This window comes from Pseudomonas sp. NY15372 (genome assembly GCF_048068215.1).
Classification (GTDB): Bacteria; Pseudomonadota; Gammaproteobacteria; order Pseudomonadales; family Pseudomonadaceae; genus Aquipseudomonas; species Aquipseudomonas guariconensis_A.
This window is the reverse complement of record NZ_JBLUPY010000011.1, coordinates 81,709-99,514: the sequence shown is the minus strand read 5'-3', so window position 1 is coordinate 99,514 and position 17,806 is coordinate 81,709. Positions and strand designations below refer to the sequence as shown.

Genomic DNA, 17,806 nt, shown 5'->3' with positions numbered 1-17,806 from the left:
AAAGTTATCCACAGGTTGTGCGCCTGGGATGACCCCTCGTCGATCAAGGATGATCCGCCATGCGCGACCTGTTCCAAGCCCCTTGCTCCCCTGCCGAACTGGAGGCGCGTTTGCGCTTGCATCGGCTTCCCGACATCGGCCCCCGCCGCTTCCTGACCTTGATCGAAGCCTTCGGCAACGCCTGCTCAGCCTTGAGCGCACCGGCCAGTGCCTGGCGCGCGCTGGGGCTGCCCGCCACGTGTGCCGAGGCCCGGCGCAGCCCCGAGGTGCGCGATGGCGCAAGCGCTGCAATCGCCTGGCTAGAGCGGCCGGGCCAGCATTTGCTGATGTGGGACGCACCTGGCTACCCCGCCTTGCTTGGCGAAACGGACGATGCCCCGCCGCTGCTTTTCGTGGCGGGAAACCCTGCCTTGCTGGAGCGTCCCCAGCTCGCCGTGGTGGGCAGTCGACGTGCTTCACCGCCGGCGCTGGACACGGCCAGGGCCTTCTCCCGTTGCCTTGCCCAGGCCGGTTTCACCATCACCAGCGGGCTCGCGCTGGGGATCGACGGTGCCGCTCATCGGGCGACGCTGGAGGCTGGCGGGCACACCATTGGCGTGCTCGGGACGGGCTTGCAGAAACTTTATCCACAGCGCCACCGCGAGTTGGCAAAGGCCATGATCGAAGGTGGCAGCGCGCTGGTATCCGAATTCCCCTTGGACGCCGCGCCCCAGCCTGCGAACTTCCCCCGGCGCAACCGGATCATCAGTGGTATGTCGTTGGGCGTGCTGGTGGTGGAGGCCAGTCTGGCCAGCGGTTCGTTGATCACTGCTCGACTGGCGGCCGAGCAAGGCCGCGAGGTGTATGCGGTGCCGGGGTCGATCCACCACCCTGGCGCCAAGGGTTGCCACCAACTGATCCGCGACGGCGCTTTGCTCGTCGAAAGCGTCGAGCAGATTCTTGAAAGCCTGCGCGGCTGGCAAAACCTGCCACCGGCGCCTGTGGAAAAACCGGCCCATCCCCTGCTCGCCTTGCTCCATGCCGCACCGCAGACCAGCGAGGGCCTGGCCAGCAGCAGCGGCCAGCCATTGGCCGAGGTGCTGGCCAGCCTCACGGAACTGGAACTCGAAGGACGGGTCAGCAACGAAGCCGGGCGTTGGTTTGCCAGGTGCAGCTAAGTACACTGCGCATCAGGCGTTAATGCGGAGAGACGAAATGGTGAGCAGTTGGCGTGTGCAACAAGCCGCGCGTGAAATTCGGGCGGGTGCGGTCATTGCCTACCCGACGGAAGCGGTCTGGGGCCTGGGCTGCGACCCTTGGAACGAGGACGCGGTGTATCGCCTGCTGGCGCTCAAGTCGCGGCCTGTGGATAAAGGATTGATCCTGATTGCCGACAATATCCGCCAGTTCGACTTCCTGTTCGAGGACTTCCCCGAAGACTGGATCGACCGCATGGGCAGCACCTGGCCTGGGCCGAACACCTGGTTGGTGCCGCACCAGGACCTGTTGCCGGAGTGGGTGACGGGCCAGCACGACACCGTGGCCTTGCGCGTCAGTGATCACCCCTTGGTTCGCGAGCTGTGTGCGTTGGTCGGGCCGCTGATCTCCACGTCCGCCAACCCCGGCGGGCGCCCAGCGGCCAAGAGCCGGTTGCGGGTGGAGCAATATTTCCATGGCGAGCTGGACCTGGTGCTCGGCGGGGCTTTGGGCGGGCGGAAGAACCCGAGCGTGATTCGTAACCTGGTTACCGGCGAAGTGGTTCGGCCGGGGTAACGAGGTGAGTCTGGCGAGGGCTTTGCCCTCGTTCGCGGCACAAGGCCGCTCCTACAGGGGGCGCGCACATGACCTGTAGGAACGGCCTTGTACCGCGAAGGGCCGCGCAGCGGCCCGGGGTTCAGGGCAGTAGAACCGTAGAGCCCACTGTATGCCGCGCCGACAGCTCGGTCTGGGCCTTGGCCGCTTCGCCCAGCGGATATCGCTGCTGGATATCCACAACCAACTTGCCGCTGGCAATCATCCCGAACAGATCGTCGGCCATGGCCTGGGTGTTCTCGGCATTGTTGGCATACGTCCCCAGCGTAGGCCGGGTGACGTACAACGAACCCTTCTGCGAAAGGATGCCCAGGTTCACCCCGGTCACCGCACCCGAGGCATTGCCGAAGCTCACCATCAACCCACGCGGGCGCAGGCAGTCCAGAGAGGTCAGCCAGGTGTCGGCACCCACGCCGTCATACACCACCGCGCACTTCTGGCCGTCGGTCAGCTCCAGCACCCGCTTGGCCACGTTTTCGTGGCTGTAGTCGATGGTCGCCCAGGCGCCCAGTGCCTTGGCTCGCTCGGCCTTTTCGGCCGAGCTCACGGTACCGATCAGCCTGGCGCCGAGGGCCTTGGCCCATTGGCAGGCCAGCGACCCTACGCCACCGGCGGCCGCGTGGAACAAGATGAAATCACCGGGCTGCACGGCGTAGGTCTGCTTGAGCAGGTACTGAGTGGTCAGGCCCTTGAGCATCACCGCAGCGGCCTGTTCGAAGCTGAGCGCCTCTGGCAGCTTGACCAAGTTGGCCTCGGGCAGGGTGTGCACGTCGCTGTAGGCGCCCAGCGGGCCGCCGGCATAGGCGACGCGGTCGCCGACCTTGAGCCGGCCGACGCCTTCACCGACCGCTTCGACCACGCCGGCGCCTTCGGTACCCAGGCCCGAAGGTAGCGAGGGTGGCGGATACAGCCCGCTGCGGTAGTAGGTGTCGATGAAGTTCAGGCCGATCGCGTGGTTGCGCACGCGTACCTGCCCTGGGCCGGGTGGGGCTGGGTCGAACTCGACCAGTTGCAGGACTTCCGGGCCGCCGTGCTGGCTGAATTGGATACGCTTGGCCATCTCGCACTCCGTTGTCATCGGGATCGGAAAAGGCCTTCTATCGGACGCCTTTGCTTGATCGCCGTCAACTGCGGCGTGGCGGCTGCCGGTGGTATGCTAGCCGGCGAATTTTCCTCCGCTCCTTCCAGGTGACCCGATGACCAGCCGCACCGAGGCCGTGAAAGCCTACCTGCTCGACCTGCAAGACCGCATCTGCTCCGCCCTCCAGACCGAAGACGGCGGCGCCCGCTTCGTCGAGGACGCCTGGGTGCGCGAAGCCGGTGGCGGTGGCCGCACGCGGGTGATCGGCGAGGGCAAGGTAATCGAGAAAGGCGGCGTCAACTTCTCCCACGTATTCGGCGCCGGCCTGCCGCCGTCGGCCAGTGCCCACCGCCCGGAGCTGGCGGGCCGCGGGTTCGAAGCCCTGGGCGTGTCGCTGGTGATCCACCCGCATAACCCCCACGTGCCGACCTCCCACGCCAATGTGCGCTTCTTCATCGCCGAGAAGGAAGGCGAGGAACCGGTGTGGTGGTTCGGCGGTGGCTTCGACCTGACCCCGTACTACGGCAACGAGGAAGACTGCATCCATTGGCACCGTATCGCCGAGCAGGCCTGTGCGCCGTTCGGTGCCGACGTCTACCCACGCTACAAGGCCTGGTGCGATCGCTATTTCCACCTCAAGCACCGTGGCGAACCCCGTGGCATCGGCGGGTTGTTCTTCGACGACCTGAACGAGTGGGACTTCGACACCTGCTTCGCCTTCGTCCGCGCCATCGGCGATGCCTACATCGATGCCTACCTGCCGATCGTCCAGCGCCGCAAGGACACGCCCTACACCGCCCAGCAGCGTGAATTCCAGGAGTTTCGCCGTGGGCGCTACGTGGAGTTCAACCTGGTCTACGACCGTGGCACCCTGTTCGGCCTGCAATCGGGTGGCCGCACCGAGTCGATCCTGATGTCGCTGCCACCGCAGGTGCGCTGGGGCTACGATTGGAAACCCGAGCCGGGCAGCGAGGAAGCGCGCCTGACCGAGTACTTCCTGCAAGACCGTGACTGGCTCGGCCAGTAAGCCCTGCCAACCCGAGGAGTCCCCAATGGACCAGTATGTCGTATTCGGCAACCCCATCGGCCACAGCAAGTCGCCGTTGATCCACCGCCTGTTCGCCGATCAGACCGGCCAGGCCCTGGAGTACAGCACCCTGCTGGCGCCGCTGGATGATTTCAGCGACTGCGCCCGTGGGTTCTTCAAGCAGGGCAGCGGCGCCAACGTGACCGTGCCGTTCAAGGAAGAGGCCTACCGCCTGTGCGACAGCCTGACGCCACGGGCCCGGCGTGCCGGCGCGGTCAACACCCTGACCAAGCTCGCCGACGGCACCTTGCAAGGTGACAACACCGACGGCGCCGGCCTGGTGCGCGACCTGACGGTCAATGCCGGGGTCGAGCTGCTCGGCAAGCGTATTCTCATTCTTGGCGCCGGTGGCGCTGTACGAGGTGTTCTGGAGCCGATCCTGGCGCACAAGCCGCAATCGTTGGTGATCGCCAACCGCACTGTGGAGAAGGCCGAGCAGCTGGCGCGTGAGTTCGATGAACTGGGGCCGGCGGTCGCCAGTGGGTACGCCTGGTTGCAGGAGCCGGTGGATGTGATCATCAACGCCACGTCGGCGAGCCTGGCCGGCGAGTTGCCGCCGATTGCCGAAAGCCTGGTCGAGGCCGGGCGCACCGTGTGCTACGACATGATGTACGGCAAGGAGCCGACGCCGTTCTGCCGGTGGGCGAGCAAGCTGGGCGCGGCCAAGGTGCTGGATGGGCTGGGGATGCTGGCTGAACAGGCGGCCGAGGCGTTCTTCATCTGGCGTGGTGTGCGGCCGGAGACCGGACCGGTATTGGATGAGTTGCGCCGGCAGCTGGCGCGCGGCTAACTTTGCGGGGGCTGCCCTGCAGCCTTCGATGAAGTTTCGGGTATAAAAATGCTGAGTGGAATACAATTGTCTTCAAAGTTTTTCTATAATCTCTTGGTTACCTAATATTTGTGCGAGTAGTTCATGGCTTTGCATCATGATTGACTAGGGCCTCATCTAACTGAGGAGACCTCTGATATGAATGCAACTCTCACCCATGAAGTAACCGTCGACTTCGAAAACACCCCAACTACCCATATTTCGGCTGGTGAAGAACTGAATCTGGATTACTTCACCGTTCGTCATATTTCCAGTATAAAGGGCGCAAAGATCGGCGTTGAACGGGCTAATGTGCAAGTACCTGGGATGGCCGAAGGGCAGGCGCTGATCCTGGCCAAGAGCCAAAGTGCGGATCTGCAAGAAACACATATTGAACTGAACGGCACCGTTTCTTCCATCCGCTTCGCACTGACTGAACTTGATTTCGAGGCCACGATTGGTTTCTACAATGGCGATGTTTGCCTGGAAACCCGAACGCTGGGCACCGGCCGCCGTCGCTGGATCGACTTCAAAGCGCCAGTGGGCCAGCGTCTGACGCGTATGGCAATTACGGTCAAGGATCATACCTATATCGACTTCGTCACACTGGGTATCCAGGATGTCAATGCCTGAGCTTTACGAACATTCCTGATTTGCGCTGATTGACGTTATGTCGGGGCCGCTTTGCGGCCCAATCGCGGGACAAGCCCGTTCCCACAAGGATAGCGATGGCCCTTGTGGGAGCGGGCTTGTCCTGTGATTGGTTCACTCTTCAAACCGGATCGGGCACAAGGCTGCGCCTTCCAGTTTTTGCAATTCCTCGATCACCTGCGGCCGGGCCCGATGCAAGGTCAAACTTCCGCCATTGCGCTTCAATCGCCGTGCCTCCCTGTGCAGCATGTCCACCCCGGAATAGTCGATGAAGTTAATCTGCCGCGCATCGACCATCACGTTCGGCCCCTGGCAGCGTTGCAAACGCACCTGCAGGTAATGCGCGGCGCCGAAGAAGATCGAGCCGCCGACCTTCAGTACATCTGTCTCCCCTTCCCGGCTCTGCTGCACCCGTGGTCGAGACGTGCGCTTGAGGTAGAAGAACAGTGATGCCAGCACCCCGGCATAGATCGCCGTCTGCAACTCCAGCAACAGCGTGGCGGCGGCGGTCAGGGCCATGACCAGGAACTCCGAGCGGCTGACCCGGAACAGCGAGCGGATGGCGCGGTGATCCACCAGCCCCCAGCAGATCAGCAAGATGCTGCCAGCCATGGCCGGGATCGGCAGGTGCGCGATCAACCCGGCACCCGCCACGGCGAACAAGGCCACCCACAACGCTGAAAACACACCCGCCAATGGCGAGCGGGCGCCGGCATCGTAGCTCAGGCCCGAGCGGGTGAAAGAACCTGCGGACAGGGAGCCGGAGAAGAGCGCACCGACTATGTTAGACAGGCCCTGGGCGCGGATTTCCTGATCGGCATCGATCAATTGTTCGGAACGTGCCGACAGCGAGCGCGCGATCGACAAGCTGGTGACCAGGCCGAGCATGCCCACTGCCACGGCACTGGGCAGTAGGCGCAGGATCAGCTCCAGGTCCAGCAGCGGCAAGGGGCTCAGCGGCGGGAGTTGACCAGTGAACGCTGGCACCCGTTGCACATGACCGAACGCACCCGGCAGCAGCCAGGCGACCAGGCTGACCAGCACCAGGCTTATCAGCAGGCTCGGCCAGCGTGGCCGCCAGAGCTTGAGCGCCACGCCAATCAGCAAGGTGGCCAGCCCCAGCGCCAGTGACGGCAGGTCGACTTCGCCGGCGTGGCCGAGCAGGCCTTCCAGAGTGCGTAGGGCCGTTGCCTGGCTGGGCAGGTCCATGCCCAGCAGGTTGGGCAACTGGCCCAGGGCGATCACCACGGCGGCGCCGAGGGTGAAGCCGAGCACCACGGAATGGGAAACGAAATTGACCAGTGCGCCGAAGCGCAGCATCCCCAGCAGCCACTGGAACACCCCGGCGAGGAAGGTCAGCAACAACACCAAGGTGATGTAGTCATTGCTACCAGCCACCGCCAGTGAGCTGACGCTGGTGTAGAGAACGATGGAAATGGCAGCGGTAGGGCCGCAGATCAGGTGCCAGGACGAGCCCCACAGGCATGCGACCAGCACCGGCACGATGGCGGCGTACAGGCCGTACTCGGCAGGCAGGCCGGTAATCAGGGCGTAGGCGATGGACTGCGGCAGGGCAAGGATGGCGCCGCTCAGGCCTACCAGCAGGTCTTGGCGAACACTGCGGCCCGTTTGGCGGGGGAGCCAGGAGAGGAAGGGCAGCAGGAGGGTCAGGCGGGGCATGGGGAATACAATTCCTGAAGATTTTCACCAGCCCCTGTGGAGGCAAGTTTACCCGCGAGGCGATTGCCGCGGTGTATGGCACCGGCTTTGCCGGTGTTCGCGGGTAAACCCGCTCCCACAGGGGGTTATATGCATTACAAAGAATCAGAGTTTAGCTTTTATAGTCTCCAGGGCATTACCACCCGCCTTGGTGGTCACCCCAGCCAACCATCCTTCCAGTACGTCTGGGTGCGCCTTTACCCATGCCTTGGCCGCCTCGTCGAAGCTCACTTTCTTATCCACAACCTCGGCCATGATGCTGTTTTCCATGTCCAGGCTGAAGCTCAGGTTGCCCAGCAGCTTGGCGGCATTCGGGCAGGCCTGTGGATAACCGTTGCGCACCAGGGTGTACACGTCGCCCTTGCTGCCGAACCATTTCTCCCCGCCGGTCAGGTAATGCATCTTCAGCTTCACGTTCATCGGGTGCGGGGTCCAGCCGAGGAAGGTGATGAACTGCTGTTTCTGCGTGGCCCGCTGCACCTGGGTGAGCATGGCCTGCTCGCTGGACTCCACCAGCTTCCAGTCACCCAGGCCGAATTCGTTCTTGTCGATGATGTCCTTGAGCGACAGGTTGGCTGGGGCACCGGAGCCGATGCCATAGAGCTTCTGGTCGAACTGGTCGGCATGTTTTTGCAGGTCGGCGAAATCCTTCACCCCGGCATTCCAGACGTAGTCAGGCACCGCCAAGGTGAACTCGGTGCCTTGCAGGTTGCGAGACAGCCGTTGCACATCGCCACTGGCGATGAACTTGTCATGGAAGCCTTGCTGGGCGGGCATCCAATTGCCGAGGAAGGCATCCACCCGGCCGTCCTTCAGGCCGCCGTAGATGATCGGCACGGCCAGGTTGTCGATCTTCACCCGGTAGCCGAGGCTTTCCAGGAGCAGGCGGGCTATGGCGTTGGTGGAGGCGATGTCGCTCCAGCCAGGGTCGGCCATCTTCACGGTGGTGCATTGGGCATCGCTGTCGGCGTGGGCCGTGGCGGCGGCCAGGCCAAGGGCCAGGGCGATCACGGTTGTGGAGAACTTCTTCATGGCGGCCTCTCTACTCAATCCAGGGGTGCGGGCTGTGGATAACGCGCCTTGCGCTCGAGGTCGTCGAGATCGATGTGGTTGCGCATGTACTGTTGGCTGGCATCGACCAGGGGTTGATGGTCCCAGCTTTTCAGTTTGCCGATGGCCAGTGCCTCTGCCACCAGGCGGCGGCGCCGCTGGCTGGCCAGCACTCGCTCGCGCAGGGCGGGAATGTCCCAGCGTTGGCGGGCTTCATCGACAAATGCCTGCAGCAGCGCCTGGTGGTCCGGGCTGCTGGTGAGGTTCTCCCGCTCGTGCGGGTCGCGGCTCAGGTCATAGAGTAAACAGGGGTCGTCTTCGCTGTACACAAACTTGTACGTGCCACGGCGGATCATCATCAGCGGGCCGACCGTGCCTTCGGCCATGTATTCGCCGATCACTTCGTCGTGCCCGCCCTGCCCTTGCAGGTGACCGAGCAGCGAACGGCCATCGAGGTGCAGGTGTTTTTCCACTTCGCCGCCGGCCAGCTCCACCAGGGTGGGCAGCAGGTCGCAGGTGGACACGGCCGCGCTCACCCGTGCCGGAGCGAAGCGCTTGGGCGCATGGACCAGCAGCGGCACCCGCGCCGACATCTCGAACCAGTGCATCTTGTACCAGAGCCCACGCTCGCCAAGCATGTCGCCATGGTCGCCGGAGAAGACGATCAGGGTGTCGTCGGCCAGGTCGCACTCCTCGAGGGTCTGCAGCAGCTTGCCAATGTTGTCGTCGATATAGCTGCAGGCGCCGAAGTAGGCGCGGCGGGCATCGCGCACTTTGTGCACGGGCAGTGGCTTGTCCCACAGGTCGTAGACCTTGAGCAGGCGTTGCGAGTGAGGGTCCTGTTCATTCTGGGCCAGGACGTCGCCCGGCAGAGGAATATCCACGCCCTCGTAGAGATCCCAGTACGGCTTGGGAATGGTGTAGGGGTCATGGGGGTGGGTCATGGACACCGTCAGGCAGAACGGCCGCCCATCGCCTTCACGCACATGGTCGTACAGGTACTGGCGGGCCTTGAACACCACCTCCTCGTCGAAGTCCAGCTGGTTGGTGCGTACGCACGGGCCGGCCTGCAGCACCGAGGACATGTTGTGGTACCAGCTTGGGCGTACGTCCGGCTCATCCCAGTTCACCGCCCAGCCATAGTCGGCTGGGTAGATATCGCTGGTCAGGCGTTCTTCGTAGCCATGCAGTTGGTCCGGGCCGCAGAAGTGCATCTTGCCCGACAGCGCAGTGCGATAGCCCAGGCGGCGCAGGTAATGGGCGTAGGTCGGCACGTCGGCCGGGAAGTCCGCCGCGTTGTCGTAGGCACCGATGCGGCTGGGCAACTGGCCGCTGACCAAGGTGAAGCGCGACGGCGCGCACAGCGGGCTGTTGCAATAGGCAGCATCGAACACCACGGCCTGCTCGGCCAGGCGGCTCAGGTTCGGCATCCTGATCGGTGACGGGTTGTAGATCGGCAGCAAGGGCGCGGCCATCTGGTCGGCCATGATGAACAGGATGTTGGGTCGCTTCATGGTTGCCTTCCATCGTTGAAGGTTATGGGAACCGCTTGCGAATCAGGATGCGACTGTGGATAACATGGGTAAAGCCCATGGCGGGCAATGATTCGGATTAGCCACGCTTATGTTTGAACACCTTGCCGACCTGTCCCTGGACACGCTGCGCGTCTTCGAGGCCGCCGCGCGCCAGCGCAGCTTCACCGCGGCTGCGCTGGAGCTGGGCACCACCCAGCCGGCGGTGAGCCAGCAGGTCAAGCGTCTGGAGGCGCAACTGGGTACCCGGTTGTTCGACCGGATCTACCGGGGCATCGAGTTGACCGAGGTGGGCCAGCTGCTGTTCGAGCAGGTCCATCAAGGCTTGCAAGCCATGGACGAGGGTATCGGGCAGGCCAGCGGGCGTGCCCAGCGCGAGGTGCTGCAGGTGGCCACCGACTTTGCCTTCGCCGCCTTCTGGCTGATGCCGCGCTTGCCTCGGTTTCACCAGGCCTACCCGCAAGTGGACGTGAGCTTGGTGACGGGCGAGCGCAGCCAGGCCATGTTGCGGCCGGATATCGACGTGGCGGTGCTGTTTGGCGATGGGCGTTTCCATCAGGGCGAGAGCAGATGGCTGTTCGACGAGGAGGTTTTTCCGGTCTGCAGCCCCAAGCTGATTCATGGCAAACCCACGTCAGCCGCGGCTTTGCAACGATTACCCCTGCTCCATCTGCGTGGCGAGCAGGCCAGCCGCTGGTTCGATTGGGCGGGGGTGTTCCGTGGCCTGGGCGTGACCAGCCCGCCACCGCCTGGGCAGTTGCGGTTCGACAACTACACCTTGCTGATCCAGGCGGCGATCGCTGGGCAAGGGGTGGCGATCGGCTGGCGGCACCTGGTGGATGGGTTGGTGGACCAAGGGTTGTTGTGCCGGCCGTTGGAGGGCAGCTTGCGCTCGGAGCGTGGGTATTACGTGGTATTGCCGCCGCGCAAGCGGCGCGGGGCGTTGATCCAGCGGTTCGTGGATTGGCTGGAGGCTGAGCGGGGCGCATGACTGGGGCTGCTTTGCAGCCCATCGCGGGACAAGCCCGCTCCCACAGGGGGACGCTGCGCTAGCCGCTTGTTCTTTGCGCGACAGCGCAGCCCGCAAGAGCGCTGCTGGGGCGCGTAGCGGCCCGGAAAAGCTAGGGTACGAAGTTAAGGTGTTCACCCTGATGCAGGTTCAGCTCCAATGCATCCACCATCCCCGCCGCAACCCGTGCCAATCGTTGCAAAGGCCCGGCCAGCCCGGGCTCCAGGGTTCCGTCGAGGTTGCGAAAATGTTCGATTCCCAGCCCCGGCACTTCATTTGGCGCATTCACCAGCGTCCAGCGCAGCGCACTGCGTTGCAGCAGGTCAACGATCTGGTCCATGCATTCGCGCTCTTCGTCGCTGTGCCGGGCCGGCTCATCCAATACGTTGAAATCGCCCACCAGCATCAGCCGGCGTATAGTCGTGCGCTGCAGGCCGGCCACCAGGGCTTCGGCCATTTGCCGTTGCGCCGGCAAATCGCCAGGGGCCAACGCCGACAGCAAGGCGATCACCGCCGAACCACCGGCCGTGCTCTGCTCGGCCTGGTAGGTATTGCCCAGCCCACCTATCTTGAAATGCAGGCCCGGGCGTGGGGCGTGGCGGTTGAGGTCGTCGACCACGGCCGTGACTTCGTGCTGGCGCGACAGCAGCTCGACGGCCAAGGCACTGCCCAGGCTGCCTTCGATCCCGAACAGGACCAGTTTGAACACTGGGGTTTCGGCATTTTTCACCGGATCACTCCCTTTGCTGGCAAGTGATCGTTTGACCTTTTCCAGGAGTAATCGTGCAAAGGATCAAGGGTTACCACGCCCATGTGTACTACGACGCCTCGACCATGGCGCAGGCCCGGCAGCTGTGCGAGGAAGCGGTCCGGTTGTTTCCCGTGACCATGGGGCGCATGCATCAGAAGCCGGTCGGGCCGCACCCGGACTGGAGCTGCCAGTTGGCCTTCGGGCCGGAGGTGGTGGGGGTGCTGTTGCCGTGGCTGGCGTTGTACCGCAAGGGGTTGGTGGTATTCCTGCATCCGCTGACAGGGGATGAGCTGGCGGATCACCGGGACCATGCGATCTGGATGGGGGCCGTGCGGCCTTTGGACCTGTCGATCTTTGGGGGATAGTGGGGCCGCTTTGCGGCCCTTTCGCGGCGCAAGGGCGCTCCTACAGGGAGCGGTGATCGCCTGTAGGAGCGGCCTTGTGCCGCGATCGAGGGCGTAGCCCTCGCAATCAGCTGCGCGCCGAACGTACACCTTCGGCCAGTGCCGAGCACAGGCTCAGCACATCGCTCACGGCCTGCTCGGCATCCTTGGCCTGGGCGATCTTGTCGACCAGCGCCGAGCCCACCACCACGCCATCGGATAGCTTGGCGATAGCGGCTGCCTGCTCCGGCGTGCGAATGCCGAAGCCCACACTGATCGGCAGGTCGGTGTGGCGGCGCAGGCGGGCGATGGCCTGTTGCACGTGCTCGGTGGTGGCGGAACCTGCGCCGGTCACACCGGCCACCGAGACGTAGTAGACGAAGCCGGAGCTGCGCTCGAGTACGCGCGGCAGACGGGCGTCGTCGGTGGTCGGGGTGGTCAGGCGGATGAAATCGATGCCGGCAGCCTGCGCCGGGGTGGCCAGCTCGGCATCATGCTCCGGTGGCAGGTCGACGATGATCAGGCCATCGACGCCCGCTGCCTTGGCCTGTGCCACAAACTGCTCCACGCCGAAGCGGTGGATCGGGTTGTAGTAGCCCATCAGCACGATCGGCGTGGTCTGGTTATCCACACGGAATTCGCGAACCATCTGCAGGGTTTTCGCCAGAGTCTGGCCAGCATCCAGGGCGCGCAGGGTCGCCAGCTGGATGGCCACGCCGTCTGCCATCGGGTCGGTGAACGGCATGCCCAGCTCGATGACGTCGGCACCGGCTGCCGGCAGGCCTTTGAGAATCTGCAGCGAGGCGTCATAGCCCGGGTCGCCCGCGGTGATGAAGGTGACCAGTGCCGAGCGGCCTTCGGCCTTCAGCTCGGCGAAGCGTTGTTCAAGACGGCTCATGCCTGTTTCTCCTGGGCGGCCATATGGTTCATCACGGTTTGCATGTCCTTGTCGCCACGGCCGGACAGGCACACGACCATCAAGTGGTCTTTGGGCAGGTTCGGCGCGCGCTTGATCGCCTCGGCCAGGGCATGGGAGCTCTCCAGGGCCGGGATGATGCCTTCCAGGCGGCAGCTGGTGTGGAAGGCTTCGAGGGCTTCATCGTCGGTGATGCTGACGTATTCGACGCGCTTCACCTCGTGCAGGTAGGCGTGCTCCGGGCCGATGCCCGGGTAGTCCAGGCCCGCGGAGATCGAGTGGGCGTCGGTGATCTGGCCGTCCTCGTCTTGCAGCAGATAGGTGCGGTTGCCGTGCAGTACGCCCGGTACGCCACCGTTGAGGCTGGCCGCGTGCTTGTCGGTATGCACGCCGTGGCCACCGGCCTCGACGCCGATGATCTTGACGCTCTGGTCATCGAGGAAGTCGTGGAACAGGCCCATGGCATTGGAGCCACCGCCGACGCAGGCGATCAGGCTATCGGGCAGGCGGCCTTCCTTTTCCTGCAGCTGGGCGCGGGTTTCCTTGCCGATGATCGACTGGAAGTCGCGAACCATCGCTGGATACGGGTGCGGGCCGGCCACGGTGCCGATCAGGTAGAAGGTGTCTTCGACATTGGTGACCCAGTCGCGCAGGGCCTCGTTCATGGCGTCCTTGAGGGTGCCGGTGCCGGCGGTGACCGGGACGATCTCGGCGCCCAGCAGCTTCATGCGGAACACGTTGGCCTGCTGGCGCTCGATGTCGGTGGCGCCCATGTAGATCACGCAAGGCAAGCCGAAGCGCGCCGCGACGGTGGCGGTGGCCACGCCGTGCATGCCGGCGCCGGTCTCGGCGATCAGGCGCTTCTTGCCCATGCGCTTGGCCAGCAGGACCTGGCCGATGCAGTTGTTCACCTTGTGCGCGCCGGTGTGGTTGAGCTCTTCACGCTTGAAGAAGATCTTGGCGCCGCCGCAGTGTTCGGTCAGGCGCTCGGCGAAGTACAGTGGGTTGGGGCGGCCGATGTAATCGCGCTGGAAGTAGGCCAGCTCTTCGAGGAACTTCGGGTCGGCCTTGGCCGCCTCGTATTCACGGGCCAGGTCCAGGACCAGCGGCATCAGGGTTTCGGCCACGTAGCGGCCGCCGAACGAGCCGAACAGGCCGTTGGCATCGGGACCGGCGCGGTATTGGGTCTGGGTCATGGGGCGCTCCATAGGCATATTCGATAGAGGGACCGTGCCGCCTGCTTCGCGGGGCAAGCCCGCTCCCACCAAAGCACCTATGGGAGCGGGCTTGCCCCGCGATAGGCTTACGCCGATCGATGGGCCTACTCTAACCAGCGCGCGTCCGGCTGAAAACCGATAAGATTGCGACAACCTGTCAGAAAATCTCACAAGTCATATGGCCCACGACCTGCCTCCCCTCAACGCTTTGCGCGCCTTCGAGGCCACCGCCCGGCTCAACAGCGTCAGCCAGGCGGCCGAACAGTTGCACGTTACCCATGGGGCCGTCAGCCGGCAGTTGAAGGTGCTCGAGGAGCACCTTGGCGTGGCCTTGTTCATCAAGGATGGACGCGGCATCAAACTCACAGATGCCGGCGTACGCCTGCGCGAGGCCAGCACCGATGCGTTCGACCGCCTGCGCAGCGTGTGCGCCGAGCTCAGCCGCGACGTCAGCGAGGCACCATTCGTCCTGGGCTGCTCTGGCAGCCTGCTGGCGCGCTGGTTCATCCCTCGGCTAGGGCGATTGAAGGCGGATTTGCCGGCGCTGCGCTTGCACCTGTCGGCTGGCGAAGGCGACCTGGACCCGCGTCGTCCGGGGCTGGATGCATTGCTGGTGTACGCCGAGCCGCCGTGGCCTGCGGACATGCAGGTGCATGTGCTGGTCGAGGAGCGCATCGGCCCGGTGTTGAGCCCGCACTTTCCTGGGTTCGAGCGGCTGCGTGAGGCGCCGGCCAAGGCCCTGCTCGACGAGGCCTTGCTGCATACCACCTCGCGCCCGCAAGCCTGGCCCACCTGGGCCGCGCAGCAGGGGCTGGAGCCGTCGGCGTTGACCTTCGGCCAGGCGTTCGAACATCTGTATTACTTGCTGGAGGCGGCGGTGGCTGGCCTGGGCGTGGCCATCGCACCGCAGCCGCTGGTGGCGGACGACCTGCGCGCCGGGCGCCTGAGCGCGCCCTGGGGCTTCTCACCGACCCGCGCGGCGTTGGCCTTATGGGTGCCCCGGCGCGCCGCGGACGGGCGCGCCGAGCAGTTGGCGCAGTGGCTGCGCAACGAACTGGAACTGCAAACGGCTTAGTTGCGTTTGCACATCAACCAGGCGGCCAGCAGGCCGAGGGCGCCGATGGCCACGCCGGCGGTGGTCCAGGGGTGTTCCTGGGCATAGTCGCGGGTGGCGATGCCGGTCTGGCGGGTGCGGGTCTTCACTTCCTCGTAGGCATCGCCGAGCAGCGTGCGCGAATGCTTGAGCGCATTCTCGGCGTTGCTGCGGATCGCCTTCATGGATTTCTGCGACTCTTCCGAGGCATCGTGCTTGAGGTGTTCGAGGGTTTTGAGCAGGCTTTCGATCTCCGCTTCCATGCTTTCCAGCGACGCTTTACGCAGCGAGTTGTAGGCCATGATGACTCTCCTTCGCGGTGGTTGGGCTGTAAGGGGTGCGACTGTGCAGCGAAGCGAAAGTGCGATCGAACTTTGCCCCCGGGCGATGGTTCGCAGGTAAACCGGGCCTGCACTGCTAGGCTCAATCTCACACGCCAACCAAGGAGAGCGCTCATGTCCGATCACCACACCTACAAGAAGATCGAGCTGGTCGGGTCCTCGCCCACCAGCATCGAGGACGCGATCAACAATGCCCTGGCCGAAGCCGGCAAGAGCATCAAGCACCTGGAATGGTTCGAGGTGGTCGATACCCGTGGGCATATCCGCGACAACAAGGCAGCGCACTTCCAAGTCACGCTGAAGGTCGGTTTCCGTATCGCCAACAGTTGAAACAAGGTCGGGCTGGCCTGGCCCGGCGAGATGGAGTAAAGGTTTGTGGGTGCCAGTCCTGGATTGGCGCCCTGTACTTTTTTGATCTGAACAAGGAAAGCGATCGATGAAGAAACTGCTGTGGGCGATGGGCCTGATGGCGCTGGCGGGCAGCGCGCTGGCGGCGGGCAAGCCGTGCGAAGAGCTCAAGGCCGAGATCGATGCCAAGCTCCAGGCCAAAGGCGTTACCGGCTATGTGCTGGAAATCGTCGACAAGGGGGCCGGAGGCGGCAAGGTGATCGGCAGCTGCGAGGGCGGGACCAAGGAGATCGTCTACCGTCGCGAGTGATCGGTGACGCCTGGAGCCCAATCGTGGCGCAAGCCCGCTTCCTCAAGGACAAACCTGATGAGGCGGTTCCCGCGCTCCCTGTGGGAGCGGGCTTGCCCGCGATTGACGGCGCAGCCGTCGTCTACCCGTGTTTCAAGGCCTGCGCCAACAGCTCATACGACCGCACCCGGTCCGCATGCTCGTACAAGTCGCAGGTAAAGATCAGTTCATCGGCCCCGGTCTGCTCCAGCAGCACTTCGACCTTGGCCCGCACCTTCTGCGGGCTGCCGATCATCGCCAAGCCCAGGAAGCTGCCCACCGCATCGCGTTCGTGGGGTAGCCACAGGCCGTCCATGCTTGGCACCGGGGGGCGCTGCATCAGGCTCTGGCCACGAATCAGCGCCAGGATGCGCTGGTAGACGGACGTCGCCAGGTATTCGGCTTTTTCGTCGGTTTCGGCCACAACCATGGGCACGCCGAGCATCACGTAGGGCTTGTCCAGTACCGTGGAAGGCTTGAAGTGATCGCGGTAGATGCGGATCGCTTCATGCATGTAGCGCGGGGCGAAATGCGAGGCGAAGGCATAGGGCAACCCGCGCATGCCCGCCAGTTGGGCGCTGAACAGGCTGGAGCCGAGCAGCCAGAGCGGCACATCGGTGTCGTGGCCCGGCACGGCGATGACCTTCTGGTCCGGCGTGCGCGGGCCCAGGTAGCGGGACAGCTCTTCAACGTCGTCCGGGAAGTCGTCGGCACTGCCGGAGCGCTCGCGACGCAAGGCGCGGGCCGTCATCTGGTCAGAGCCCGGTGCACGGCCCAGGCCCAGGTCGATGCGCCCGGGGTAGAGGCTCGCCAGTGTGCCGAACTGCTCGGCGATCACCAGGGGCGCATGGTTGGGCAGCATCACGCCGCCGGAGCCGATGCGGATGCGCGAGGTGCCACCTGCCAGGTAACCGATCAGCACGGCCGTGGCCGAGCTGGCGATGCCGTCCATATTGTGGTGTTCGGCCACCCAGAAACGGTTGTAGCCGAACCGCTCGGCGTGTTGGGCCAGGTCCAGGGAGTTGCGCAGGGCCTGGGCAGGGCCGCCATCGGCGCGTACCGGTACCAGGTCGAGGGTGGATATCTTCAGGTCACGCAGGTGCGTCATGGGTGCCTCCGCAGAAAGGTTGGCCCTGGGGCCTTGGGTTCTCTGTATGGGCACTTTCCGGGGTTTCAATGCTAGGCGTCAGATTCAGCTGAACTTGCTGTAAGCCTGAACCTCAGAACCCATAGGTACCCACCCTGAGACAGGAGGCAACATGAAAAAGACAGCATCGGCGATCTGGCAAGGCGGGTTGAAGGATGGCAAGGGATCGATCTCCACGGAAAGCGGTGCCCTCAAGCAGAACCCCTACGGCTTCAACACCCGTTTCGAAGGCTCGCCAGGCACCAACCCGGAAGAGCTGATCGGCGCGGCCCATGCCGGCTGTTTTTCCATGGCGCTGTCGATGATGCTTGGCGAGGCGGGCCTGCCCCCCGAGCGCATCGACACCATTGCCGAAGTCAGCCTGGACAAGCAGCCGGACGGCTTCGCCATCACGGCCGTGCACCTGACCCTCAAGGCCAAGGTGCCTGGGGCGAGCGATACGCAGTTCCAGGAAATCGCCAACAAGGCCAAGGCCGGTTGCCCGGTCTCCAAGGTGCTGAACGCGACGATCACCTTGGACGCCACCCTGCTCGGCTAGGGCAGGCGGCGCAACG

20 protein-coding genes are annotated in these 17,806 nt (G+C 64.3%); 11 read left to right on the top strand and 9 right to left on the bottom strand.

What is annotated here, in order from left to right:
• The first annotated feature begins 59 nt into the window (after positions 1-59).
• Both dprA and ACNFG0_RS11305 read left to right on the top strand, forming a co-directional pair.
• The gene (gene dprA, locus ACNFG0_RS11310) at positions 60-1,157 is read left to right on the top strand and encodes a DNA-processing protein DprA (RefSeq protein ID WP_416764848.1); all 1,098 of its coding nucleotides are present in this window, start codon (positions 60-62) and stop codon (positions 1,155-1,157) included.
• 37 nt (positions 1,158-1,194) lie between these two features.
• Positions 1,195-1,752, top strand: a complete 558-nt coding sequence (locus ACNFG0_RS11305; RefSeq protein WP_196145186.1) for an L-threonylcarbamoyladenylate synthase — start codon at positions 1,195-1,197, stop codon at positions 1,750-1,752.
• A 121-nt stretch (positions 1,753-1,873) separates the two neighbouring features.
• Here ACNFG0_RS11305 and ACNFG0_RS11300 read toward each other — a convergent pair whose 3' ends face one another.
• The gene (locus ACNFG0_RS11300) at positions 1,874-2,851 is read right to left on the bottom strand and encodes an NADPH:quinone reductase (protein ID WP_416764846.1); all 978 of its coding nucleotides are present in this window, start codon (positions 2,849-2,851) and stop codon (positions 1,874-1,876) included.
• Positions 2,852-2,987: 136 nt separating this feature from the next.
• Here ACNFG0_RS11300 and hemF point away from each other — a divergent pair, with 136 nt between their 5' ends.
• The 3 genes from hemF to ACNFG0_RS11285 all read left to right on the top strand — a co-directional run bounded on the left by hemF (position 2,988) and on the right by ACNFG0_RS11285 (position 5,400).
• Positions 2,988-3,899 carry an oxygen-dependent coproporphyrinogen oxidase gene (gene hemF, locus ACNFG0_RS11295; RefSeq protein ID WP_196145184.1) on the top strand — a complete coding sequence of 304 codons (912 nt, stop codon included), beginning with the start codon at positions 2,988-2,990 and terminating at the stop codon, positions 3,897-3,899.
• Between the two features lie 25 nt (positions 3,900-3,924).
• Entirely contained in the window at positions 3,925-4,749 is an 825-nt protein-coding gene (gene aroE / locus ACNFG0_RS11290) for a shikimate dehydrogenase (protein WP_416764844.1), read from the top strand.
• A 177-nt stretch (positions 4,750-4,926) separates the two neighbouring features.
• Entirely contained in the window at positions 4,927-5,400 is a 474-nt protein-coding gene (locus ACNFG0_RS11285) for a hypothetical protein (protein WP_416764842.1), read from the top strand.
• A gap of 132 nt (positions 5,401-5,532) precedes the next feature.
• Here ACNFG0_RS11285 and ACNFG0_RS11280 read toward each other — a convergent pair whose 3' ends face one another.
• The 3 genes from ACNFG0_RS11280 to betC form a co-directional block, all read right to left on the bottom strand.
• Positions 5,533-7,098, bottom strand: a complete 1,566-nt coding sequence (locus tag ACNFG0_RS11280) for a SulP family inorganic anion transporter (RefSeq protein ID WP_416764841.1) — start codon at positions 7,096-7,098, stop codon at positions 5,533-5,535.
• Positions 7,099-7,242: 144 nt separating this feature from the next.
• Complete coding sequence (gene choX / locus ACNFG0_RS11275; protein WP_416764840.1) at positions 7,243-8,169, bottom strand: choline ABC transporter substrate-binding protein; 927 nt, start codon at positions 8,167-8,169, stop codon at positions 7,243-7,245.
• A 14-nt stretch (positions 8,170-8,183) separates the two neighbouring features.
• Positions 8,184-9,701, bottom strand: coding sequence for a choline-sulfatase (gene betC / locus ACNFG0_RS11270; protein WP_416764839.1), 1,518 nt, complete (start codon positions 9,699-9,701; stop codon positions 8,184-8,186).
• A 109-nt stretch (positions 9,702-9,810) separates the two neighbouring features.
• Between betC and ACNFG0_RS11265 the strand changes: the two genes are divergently transcribed.
• Complete coding sequence (locus tag ACNFG0_RS11265) at positions 9,811-10,710, top strand: choline sulfate utilization transcriptional regulator (RefSeq protein ID WP_196145178.1); 900 nt, start codon at positions 9,811-9,813, stop codon at positions 10,708-10,710.
• A 130-nt stretch (positions 10,711-10,840) separates the two neighbouring features.
• On the opposite strand, the gene ACNFG0_RS11260 is transcribed toward ACNFG0_RS11265, so the two are convergent.
• Positions 10,841-11,458: an NAD(P)-dependent oxidoreductase gene (locus ACNFG0_RS11260; protein WP_416764838.1), complete on the bottom strand. Its 618-nt coding sequence runs from the start codon at positions 11,456-11,458 to the stop codon at positions 10,841-10,843.
• Positions 11,459-11,511: 53 nt separating this feature from the next.
• Here ACNFG0_RS11260 and ACNFG0_RS11255 point away from each other — a divergent pair, with 53 nt between their 5' ends.
• Positions 11,512-11,844 carry a DOPA 4,5-dioxygenase family protein gene (locus tag ACNFG0_RS11255; protein ID WP_196145176.1) on the top strand — a complete coding sequence of 111 codons (333 nt, stop codon included), beginning with the start codon at positions 11,512-11,514 and terminating at the stop codon, positions 11,842-11,844.
• Between the two features lie 106 nt (positions 11,845-11,950).
• Here ACNFG0_RS11255 and trpA read toward each other — a convergent pair whose 3' ends face one another.
• Complete coding sequence (gene trpA / locus ACNFG0_RS11250) at positions 11,951-12,760, bottom strand: tryptophan synthase subunit alpha (RefSeq protein ID WP_196154744.1); 810 nt, start codon at positions 12,758-12,760, stop codon at positions 11,951-11,953.
• Positions 12,757-13,974 (bottom strand): tryptophan synthase subunit beta, encoded by a 1,218-nt coding sequence (trpB, locus tag ACNFG0_RS11245; protein ID WP_196145174.1) that lies wholly within the window; start codon positions 13,972-13,974, stop codon positions 12,757-12,759. Before trpB ends, trpA begins: the two co-directional genes overlap by 4 nt.
• A gap of 199 nt (positions 13,975-14,173) precedes the next feature.
• Here trpB and ACNFG0_RS11240 point away from each other — a divergent pair, with 199 nt between their 5' ends.
• Positions 14,174-15,070 (top strand): LysR family transcriptional regulator, encoded by an 897-nt coding sequence (locus tag ACNFG0_RS11240; RefSeq protein ID WP_196145173.1) that lies wholly within the window; start codon positions 14,174-14,176, stop codon positions 15,068-15,070.
• Here the strand turns inward: ACNFG0_RS11240 and ACNFG0_RS11235 are convergent.
• The gene (locus ACNFG0_RS11235) at positions 15,067-15,390 is read right to left on the bottom strand and encodes a DUF883 family protein (protein WP_084855216.1); all 324 of its coding nucleotides are present in this window, start codon (positions 15,388-15,390) and stop codon (positions 15,067-15,069) included. The two genes, ACNFG0_RS11240 and ACNFG0_RS11235, sit on opposite strands and share 4 nt — an antisense overlap.
• Positions 15,391-15,543: 153 nt before the next feature.
• On the opposite strand from ACNFG0_RS11235, the gene ACNFG0_RS11230 reads away from it, so the two are divergent.
• Both ACNFG0_RS11230 and ACNFG0_RS11225 read left to right on the top strand, forming a co-directional pair.
• Positions 15,544-15,759, top strand: a complete 216-nt coding sequence (locus ACNFG0_RS11230) for a dodecin (protein WP_042121737.1) — start codon at positions 15,544-15,546, stop codon at positions 15,757-15,759.
• Positions 15,760-15,865: 106 nt separating this feature from the next.
• Positions 15,866-16,087, top strand: coding sequence for a DUF1161 domain-containing protein (locus tag ACNFG0_RS11225; protein WP_196145172.1), 222 nt, complete (start codon positions 15,866-15,868; stop codon positions 16,085-16,087).
• Between the two features lie 121 nt (positions 16,088-16,208).
• On the opposite strand, the gene ACNFG0_RS11220 is transcribed toward ACNFG0_RS11225, so the two are convergent.
• Entirely contained in the window at positions 16,209-17,213 is a 1,005-nt protein-coding gene (locus ACNFG0_RS11220) for an LLM class flavin-dependent oxidoreductase (RefSeq protein ID WP_416764835.1), read from the bottom strand.
• A gap of 151 nt (positions 17,214-17,364) precedes the next feature.
• On the opposite strand from ACNFG0_RS11220, the gene ACNFG0_RS11215 reads away from it, so the two are divergent.
• Positions 17,365-17,790: an OsmC family protein gene (locus ACNFG0_RS11215; RefSeq protein WP_416764833.1), complete on the top strand. Its 426-nt coding sequence runs from the start codon at positions 17,365-17,367 to the stop codon at positions 17,788-17,790.
• The last annotated feature ends 16 nt before the right edge of the window (positions 17,791-17,806 follow it).

What these genes read in the sequence shown, in the direction of transcription:
- dprA (WP_416764848.1), top strand. Translation starts at nt 60, where the DNA reads ATGCGCGACCTGTTCCAAGCCCCTTGCTCCCCTGCCGAACTGGAGGCG.
- ACNFG0_RS11305 (WP_196145186.1), top strand. Translation starts at nt 1,195, where the DNA reads ATGGTGAGCAGTTGGCGTGTGCAACAAGCCGCGCGTGAAATTCGGGCG.
- ACNFG0_RS11300 (WP_416764846.1), bottom strand. Translation starts at nt 2,851, where the DNA reads ATGGCCAAGCGTATCCAATTCAGCCAGCACGGCGGCCCGGAAGTCCTG.
- hemF (WP_196145184.1), top strand. Translation starts at nt 2,988, where the DNA reads ATGACCAGCCGCACCGAGGCCGTGAAAGCCTACCTGCTCGACCTGCAA.
- aroE (WP_416764844.1), top strand. Translation starts at nt 3,925, where the DNA reads ATGGACCAGTATGTCGTATTCGGCAACCCCATCGGCCACAGCAAGTCG.
- ACNFG0_RS11285 (WP_416764842.1), top strand. Translation starts at nt 4,927, where the DNA reads ATGAATGCAACTCTCACCCATGAAGTAACCGTCGACTTCGAAAACACC.
- ACNFG0_RS11280 (WP_416764841.1), bottom strand. Translation starts at nt 7,098, where the DNA reads ATGCCCCGCCTGACCCTCCTGCTGCCCTTCCTCTCCTGGCTCCCCCGC.
- choX (WP_416764840.1), bottom strand. Translation starts at nt 8,169, where the DNA reads ATGAAGAAGTTCTCCACAACCGTGATCGCCCTGGCCCTTGGCCTGGCC.
- betC (WP_416764839.1), bottom strand. Translation starts at nt 9,701, where the DNA reads ATGAAGCGACCCAACATCCTGTTCATCATGGCCGACCAGATGGCCGCG.
- ACNFG0_RS11265 (WP_196145178.1), top strand. Translation starts at nt 9,811, where the DNA reads ATGTTTGAACACCTTGCCGACCTGTCCCTGGACACGCTGCGCGTCTTC.
- trpA (WP_196154744.1), bottom strand. Translation starts at nt 12,760, where the DNA reads ATGAGCCGTCTTGAACAACGCTTCGCCGAGCTGAAGGCCGAAGGCCGC.
- trpB (WP_196145174.1), bottom strand. Translation starts at nt 13,974, where the DNA reads ATGACCCAGACCCAATACCGCGCCGGTCCCGATGCCAACGGCCTGTTC.
- ACNFG0_RS11240 (WP_196145173.1), top strand. Translation starts at nt 14,174, where the DNA reads ATGGCCCACGACCTGCCTCCCCTCAACGCTTTGCGCGCCTTCGAGGCC.
- ACNFG0_RS11235 (WP_084855216.1), bottom strand. Translation starts at nt 15,390, where the DNA reads ATGGCCTACAACTCGCTGCGTAAAGCGTCGCTGGAAAGCATGGAAGCG.
- ACNFG0_RS11230 (WP_042121737.1), top strand. Translation starts at nt 15,544, where the DNA reads ATGTCCGATCACCACACCTACAAGAAGATCGAGCTGGTCGGGTCCTCG.
- ACNFG0_RS11225 (WP_196145172.1), top strand. Translation starts at nt 15,866, where the DNA reads ATGAAGAAACTGCTGTGGGCGATGGGCCTGATGGCGCTGGCGGGCAGC.
- ACNFG0_RS11220 (WP_416764835.1), bottom strand. Translation starts at nt 17,213, where the DNA reads ATGACGCACCTGCGTGACCTGAAGATATCCACCCTCGACCTGGTACCG.
- ACNFG0_RS11215 (WP_416764833.1), top strand. Translation starts at nt 17,365, where the DNA reads ATGAAAAAGACAGCATCGGCGATCTGGCAAGGCGGGTTGAAGGATGGC.